The sequence below is a fragment of the Pseudodesulfovibrio pelocollis genome (genome assembly GCF_030282845.1).
Lineage (GTDB): Bacteria > Desulfobacterota > Desulfovibrionia > Desulfovibrionales > Desulfovibrionaceae > Pseudodesulfovibrio > Pseudodesulfovibrio pelocollis.
In genome coordinates, this window is sequence record NZ_JASTWE010000043.1 from 21,041 (window position 1) to 28,468 (window position 7,428).

Below are 7,428 nucleotides of genomic sequence, written 5' to 3' on the forward strand. Positions count from 1 at the left end.
TCCCTGTGGCGATTACCTCAAGCATAGCCCATGCGGCTCAAGGTGTAAAACCCGTTATAGCGCGTAATGGGTCCGGGCCTAGCGTGCGGCCATGCGCTCGATGAGGCGGGCCAGCCTCCCGTCCAGGTCGTCCAGTCTGGGGCCGGGGTCGCTGCCGCTGCGGCAGGCGCGCCTGATCTCTTCGGCAACCCGGGCGGCTCCGGTGGCGTCCACGGCGGTGCAGATGGAGCCCACGGTGCGGGCCAGCCCGGCGGCCGTGACCATGTCGCCGGATTCCACGGCCCGGCGCAGGTCCCCGGCCAGGGCGGCCAGCTCGGCGGCGGCGGTGTCGAGAAAGCCCTGGAACACGGTTTCGTCCACGCCCAGCCGCTCCATGGCCGGGGTCGGGGTCCAGGTTTCGTCGCGGGCCTCTCCCTGTGGAGACGCTGTGTCGGGGGTCGGCCCTGGTTCGCGTTCCGCCGTGTCCGCTGCCGCGTCCTGGGGCCGTTGCCGGGCGGGAGTGCGCGCCGAGAGCCGGTTGATGATCACGGCCAGCTCGTGGAAATCCACCGGCTTGGAGACATAGTCGTCCATGCCCGCCTCAAGGCTGCGGTCCCTGAACTCCTTGAGGGCGTGGGCCGTGACCCCGATGATGGGAATGTCCGGGTTGTCGATGGGACCGTTGGGCAGGGCGGTGCGGATGGCCCTGGTGGCCGAGATGCCGTCGAGCACGGGCATTTCGATGTCCATGAGCACGAGGTCGAAGGATTCGCGGCGCAGCCGTTCGAGCACTTCGAGGCCGGTCCGGGCCACGGTGTGGGTGTGGCCCATCTCGCCAAGGCGCAGGGCGGTGACCATGATGTTGACCTCGTTGTCCTCGGCCACCAGGATGTGCAGGGGCCGGATGGGCGGCGGGGGCGGCTTGGGCGCGGCCTCTTCCGGTCTGGGACAGGCCACCCCGGGCTCAAGGCGCACGAAAAAGGCGAAGGTGCTGCCCTGGCCCATGGCGCTGGTCACGGTGATTTCCCCGCCCATGAGTCCGATAAGCTGCTTGCAGATGGCAAGGCCCAGCCCGGTGCCGCCAAAGGCCCGGGTGGTCTGGGAAAAACTCTGGAAGATCGAGCCCATGAAGCTGTCCGGGATGCCGATGCCCGTGTCCGTGACCTCGAAACAGACGCCAACGGAGCGCGGGTCGGCCGCGTCCGGTTCCAGGGCGTGCGGGGCCACGCGCACGCGCACCGAGCCCTTGTGCGTGAACTTGATGGCGTTGCCCACCAGATTCATGAGCACCTGGCGCAGGGACAGGGGGTCGCCCTTGACGCAGGGCGGCACGTCAGGGGCCACCTCCAGGGCGAAGTCGAGGCCCTTTTGTCTGGCCTGCATCTCAAGCCCTCTGAGGGTGGCGGCCACATGGGAGGGCAGGTCGAAGTCGGTGCGCTCCAGGCTGAGTTTTCTGGCCTCGATTCTGGAGAGGTCGAGGATGTCGTTGATGATGCCGAGCAGGTGGCGGGCCGAGTCCATGACCGTGCCGAGGTAGTCGCGCTGTTCGCGGGTCAGGTCGGTTTGCAGGGTGATGTCGGTCATGCCCACGATGGCGTTCATGGGGGTTCTGATCTCGTGGCTCATGGCGGCCAGGAATTCGCTTTTGGCGCGGTTGGCGGCCTCGGCGTCCTCGCGGGCGCGCATTATCTCGTCCTGGGCGCGGCGCTGGGCCGTGATGTCGTCCCAGGCCCAGATGACGCCCTTGCCCAGGCTGTCCTGATCCACGGCCTTGGCGTACATGCGGCACCAGACCGTGTTGCCCTGGCTGTCGAGAAAGGCCTGCTCGGCGTTGAACTCGCCTTGGAGCGACAGGGTGTCGCGGGCGGTGCGCACGAAGTTGACGGTGTCGGCCGAGTCGAGCAGGCCGGTCAGGTCGCTGCCTGCCAGCTCGCCAGGGGTGCGCCCGAATATCTCGGCCCCGCGCCGGTTGATGGTCACCAGTGTCCGGCCCTTGGACATGGCGATGCCCATCAGGGAGTTCTCGAAGATGGCCTCGAACTTGGACAGGGATTGGCGGATGCGGTTTTCCGACTCCTTGCGCACCGTGATGTCGCGGACATTGGCCAGGATCGCCTCCCGGCCGTGGAAGACGATGCGGTTGAGGTAGACCTCCACGTCGAATTCGGCCCCGTCATGGGGTCTGCGCGCCTTCCACTCGAAGTTCTGGGGCTCGCCGTTTATGACCTGCCGCCAGACGGACGAGAGGCGGTAGACCGCGTTGTCGCGGCTTGAGATGTCGCGGGCGATGGAAAGGTCGTGGATTTCGTCTCGCGTCAGGCCGTACATCTTGAGCATGCGCTCGTTGGCTTCCAGGATGCGGCCGGTGGCGTCGTGGATGAAGATGGCGTCGTGGGAGGCGTCGAAGACCGTGCGCAGGGCCTCCACGGTCTCCTTGACCTCGCCGGTGCGCTCGCGCACACGCTCTTCCAGGGATTGGTGCGTGCGCCGCAGCTCGGTCTCCGCCCTTTTTCGGCGGATGATGTTGAAGGCCAGGGCAAAGATGATCAGCATCTGGACGATGGTGAAGACCACGCCGATCCAGAGCAGGTCGGAATGCTCGGAATAGAAGGAGCGCGGCCGGTTGACGATCTCGCTGTCGTCGGGCAGCGCGTCCATGCGGATGCGGTGTTTTCTGAGCTGCTCGTAGTCGAACATGGGTCGGGGCGCGCTCTCGCGGATGACCGGGATGTCCCTGGGGTGTCGCCCGGCCAGCACGTGCAGGGATATCTGGGCCATGGCCTGCCCCTGGGCGTAGCCCGAAACGAGCATGCCGCCTACGATGCCGTGGCCCAGGTCGAAGTCATAAAGGCCGTAGACCGGCACGCTGGCCCGCGAGGCGATTGCTCGCAGCACCTCGCCCGTGTCGTGGAACCGGCCGTCGGGCGAGCGGAAATAGACACCATAGAGGATGAGCGCATTTTTTGGCAGCCGTGCCGCCCTGTCGATCATTTCGTCCAGGTCGGTCCCCTCCACGGTGCGCAGGGCGACCTCGGGCGCAAAGGTGGCGAGACCGGTGCGGATGGCACTGGCTATGGCCCGGCCCGAGGGGGTGTCGTCGCTGAAGATGTGGACCGAGGCGGTGCCCGGGTGCTGGTTGAGCGCCCACCACAGGGTGCCCTGGATGTCCAGGGTCTCGGCCACGCCCGTGAACAGGGGGTGGTCCGCGATCTGCTCCTCCCCGAAGAAATTGACCCCGCAAAAGACCACCGGCACGTCGGGAAAAAGCGCCTGGTGATGGGCGCGGATGAAGTCAAAGGCGTTGTTGTCCGTGACCATGATCAGGTCAAGGGGCGTGCCCCGGTACTTGTGGGCAATGACGTCGCGCAGTTGCTGGGCCGAGTGGTCGGTGAACTCGACCCGCTTGGTGTCCATGTTCTCCACGTGCAGGATGATGCCCGTCTCCTTGGGCCTGAGCACGTCGGTCAGGCCCCGGAAGATGCTCTCGTTCCACTGGAAGTTCTGATGATAGGAGTTGAGCAGCAGGATCTGCTTGCGCTTGGCCTGGGCATCGGCCGCCCGGGCGTGCCCGGCCAGGAGCAGGAGGACGGCCAGACTGGCGGCGAGGAGTCGGACAAGGCGATTCATTGGACCATCCCGTATCGTGGTTGATCCATCACTATCAAATGCGCGCCGCGAAAGGAAGGGTGGCCCCGGAACCCCGCCGGACAAGCACCCTTTGCCCTCGCGGCGCGGCACTCGCCCCACTATCCGCCGCCGACCACCTTTTGGGCCCAGTTGCGGGACCGGGCGTAGAGGCGGTCAACCTGGCTGGTGGCAAGACCCAGGCGGCCGATGCGGCGCGAGGTGTCGGCCCAGTGGCCGCGCTCGTAGCTGTGGGCCAGGGAGAGCAGGTCGTGAATCTCGCCCTGGCCGTTGAGCCCCTTGACGATCTCCTCGTCCAGGGGCAGACCGGGCAGGATGTCGCCCATGCGCACCCCGAGCATGGCATCGAGCAGGGAGAAGAGGCCGGAAAGGAACACGGCGTCGGGCCGACAGACCTTCTGGCCGGTCTCGACACACAGCTCCTCCAGAAACCTGGCCCGCTGCACGGCCATGACCGCCAGCTCGCCCGCCTTGGGCGTGGGGTTCATGTCGGCCAGGATGACCGCGCTGAGCCACTGCCGGGCCTGGACCATGCCCATCATGTCGATGGCCCGCTTGAGCGAGGTGACCTTCTCGCGCAGGCCGAACCCGGCGGAGTTGATGTAGCGGAAGAGACGGTAGCTCAGGTTGGGGTCGGATTCGAGAATCTGGCCCAGCCGCCGCGGCTCGAAGTCGATGCCGGACAATTCGGCCAGGAGCTGGAGCCGGGTGGTCTCGAGCACTGAAAGCTTGCGGCCGGAAAGAACCAGGGGACGGCTGAAAAAGAAGCCCTGGAACAGGGAAAAACCCATGTCCGCCAGGGCGCGAAAGGTGGCGTCGTCCTCCACCTTTTCGGCCAGCAGCCGGAAGCCGTGCCCGGACACGCCGTCCAGGGCCTGCCTGATGCTGGCCGGATCGCCGTCCAGGGCAAGGATGTCGATCTTGAGGATGTCCGCCAGCTCCAGGAAGGGGCGCAACTCGGGCTGGCCGAAGTAGTCGTCCACGGCGATGGCGTAGCCTGCGTCCTTGAGTTTGCGCACGGCGTGGAGCACCTCCCGCGAGGGGGCGACGTTCTCCAGCACCTCCACCACGCACCGTTCGGGCGGCAGGGCAAAGCCCGCCCCATCGAGAAGCATCCGCTCCGGGAAGTTGATCAGGAACCGGGCGGACTCGGCCACGCCCTCCATGGCCATGGTCATGCCGTCGGCAATGACCGACGAGGTGGCCTGGGAGTCGTCCGACACCTCTGCCAGATTCTCCAGCCCGGCGCGAAAGAGCAGCTCGTAGCCCCAGATGGTCTCGTCGGCCTCGAACACGGGCTGGCGAGCCACGAACACCGATTCGTAAGCAAGCCCCCTCTTCGACCATGGTGACGCTCCTTGTGGACGGGCTACAGGGGGTCGCTTCGCCGCAGGCCGTGCATGAAGCACTCGATGTCCTCGCGGCAGGTGCTGACGATGGTGTCGAGATAGTCCAGGTTGCGGTGGATGGCCTCGGCGTAGAAGTCGCGGTCCACGTCGAAGCGGTGCTTGAAATAGGCGCGCATGTAGCGGTCCACCCGGCCCAGGTCGTTGTCCAGCCGCTTGCGGGCCACGTCCTGGTAGAAACCGCGGGTCTTGACCAGCAGGTCGAAGGCGGTGTCGTAGCCGGGGAGCCTGGCTTCCTTGAACTCCTCGAAGAGCAGGAGGAGCTTTTCAAGGTAATAGCGGTCCGCGATCTGGGCCAGCAGATCGGCGCTGCCCAGGAACCAGCCCATGAGCCGCATGGCGTCCGAGCGGAAGGCGATGCGCGCCGGGGGCATGGCCAGGATGGTGCAGCGGATGCAGTCGGCCATGTCCTCGATGTCGTCGTCGGGCAGGGAGCCTTCCAGGTTCTGGCGCATGAACTGGATGGAGCGCTCCTCGTGGCCCACGGTGTATTTGGCACCGGTGCCCAGGGTGTCGTCCTCGGACTGGATCAGGCCCACATCGTGATACAGGCTGGCCAGCAGTCCCTTGACCGCATCGATCTCGGCAAAGACGACGCCCTCGCTCATGGCCCCGTGAATGAGCCGGGTCTGGGCCAGGACCACGGAACAAGTGTGCTCGAAGTCGTGATATTTGGTGTTGCTCGCCCTGTAGCCCGGGTACTGCCCGAGAAAGAGGCGCTGCACATCGGCAAAGGCACGGCGCAGCAGCGAGGGGTCGTACTCGGGGAAGAACTCGCGCAGGCACGCCTCGGCCTCGCGCAGCACGCATTCGGCGTCGGCCGGGTCCACCATGTCGTAGAGCTTGGCGGGCTTTCCGCCCGTGGGCGCGTTGGGGGCGATCATGGGTGCGGGGTCTCCTTGAACTTGTCGCGGATGGCCTTGATGACGTCGAATATCTCCACGAATATCTCAACGATCTCGGGGTCGAAGTGGGTGCCTGCGTCCTTTTCGAGGATGGACAGACACTTCTCATCCGGGAAGGGGTCCTTGTATGACCGGGGCGAGGCCAGGGCGTCGTACACGTCGGCCACGGCGCAGATGCGGGCGGCCAGGGGGATGGCCTCGCCGCTCAGGGATTGACCCATGCGCGCCTCGGGCGACCAGAGGTCAGGCGCGACAGTGCCGGGATAGCCGCCCCCGGCCCATTTCTCGTGATGGCAGCGGGCGATGTCGCTGCTCATGGCGTCCAGGCCCGAGGTCTGGTTCCTGAACAGCCGGGCCCCGTAGACCGTGTGCCACTTGACCGCCTCGAACTCCTCGTCCGTGAGCTTGCCCGGCTTCTTGAGGATGTTGTCCGAGATGCCCACCTTGCCCACGTCGTGGAGCATGGCCGCCAGCCGCAGGTTGTCGCGGATGCGCTTGATGTCCTTGGCCGAGTGCTTGCGCCGCGCGGCCCAGGTGCCGTAGATTTCGGCGCAATAGGCACCCACGCGCTGGACGTGCGCCCCGGTCTCGGTGGGGTCGCGCAGCTCGGCCATCTGCATCATGCGCAGGATCAGCTCGCGGTTCATGATGCCGCGCTCGATGGCCACGGCCGCGTTGTTGCAGAACAGCGGGATATAGGTCTGGGCCTCGGCTGAAAAAGGCTCCACCGCGCCCGACTCGCTACGGGCGTTGATCAGCTGCATGACGCCCACCAGCCGGCTTTCCTGGGCGATGAGCGGGATGGTCAGCATGCTCGTGGTCCGGTAGCCGGACTTCTGGTCAAAGGACTTGTTGAAGGCAAAGGGCAGAGTCGGGTCCAGGGCGTAGGCGTCGTCAATGGCTAGGTTGGAGCGGGTCTTGGCCGCATAGCCCACGATGGACTGTTCGCTGATGGGAATGGCGAAGTTCTGATACAGGGCCGCGTTGGCCGACTCGCCCTTGAACAGGGTGTCGTTCTGCACGTAGCTGAAGATGAGGCTGTCCTTCTCGACCAGAAAGATCGAGCCTGCGTCCGCATTGGCGAACCGCCTGGACTCATAGAGGATCTTGTCGAGAATGGTATCGACGTCCTTGAGCTGGTTGACCTCCTCGCTGGTCTTGAGGATGGTCAGGACCGCGCTGTCGGCGCATGTAAACCGGGTATCGGACATGGGGCATCACCTCTGCTTCATAGCCCTCTATCGCCCATGGCCCATGAAAAATCAATGTGTTTGCAGTCCCTGGACCGGGGAGGCTTTTCACGGGGCGGCCTCTGACGGCTCCTTCAGGGAAAGAGGGGGGGCCAGGGTGCTGCCCTGGACCCCAGGGTTGCGGTTTGCAGCCGAAAAAACGGGCGGGACCGCACCCCCCGCCCCAGGCCGTCCGCCGTTTTTCCAGCTGCAAACCGCGGGGGGTGAATGTCTGTGCGCTGGTCAACGAGCCATTGTTCTGTT

4 protein-coding genes are annotated in these 7,428 nt (G+C 65.7%); all 4 read right to left on the reverse strand.

Going from position 1 to position 7,428, the window contains the following annotated elements:
• Positions 1-78 precede the first annotated feature (78 nt).
• The 4 genes from QQS14_RS13505 to QQS14_RS13520 all read right to left on the reverse strand — a co-directional run bounded on the left by QQS14_RS13505 (position 79) and on the right by QQS14_RS13520 (position 7,146).
• A complete protein-coding gene (locus QQS14_RS13505) occupies positions 79-3,606 on the reverse strand; it encodes a PAS domain S-box protein (protein WP_285907535.1) in 3,528 nt (1,175 codons plus the stop codon).
• 119 nt (positions 3,607-3,725) lie between these two features.
• Positions 3,726-4,934 (reverse strand): EAL and HDOD domain-containing protein, encoded by a 1,209-nt coding sequence (locus tag QQS14_RS13510; protein WP_285907536.1) that lies wholly within the window; start codon positions 4,932-4,934, stop codon positions 3,726-3,728.
• Positions 4,935-4,993: 59 nt separating this feature from the next.
• A complete protein-coding gene (locus QQS14_RS13515; protein ID WP_285907537.1) occupies positions 4,994-5,914 on the reverse strand; it encodes a hypothetical protein in 921 nt (306 codons plus the stop codon).
• Complete coding sequence (locus tag QQS14_RS13520) at positions 5,911-7,146, reverse strand: HD domain-containing phosphohydrolase (protein WP_285907538.1); 1,236 nt, start codon at positions 7,144-7,146, stop codon at positions 5,911-5,913. Before QQS14_RS13520 ends, QQS14_RS13515 begins: the two co-directional genes overlap by 4 nt.
• Between the last annotated feature and the right edge of the window lie 282 nt (positions 7,147-7,428).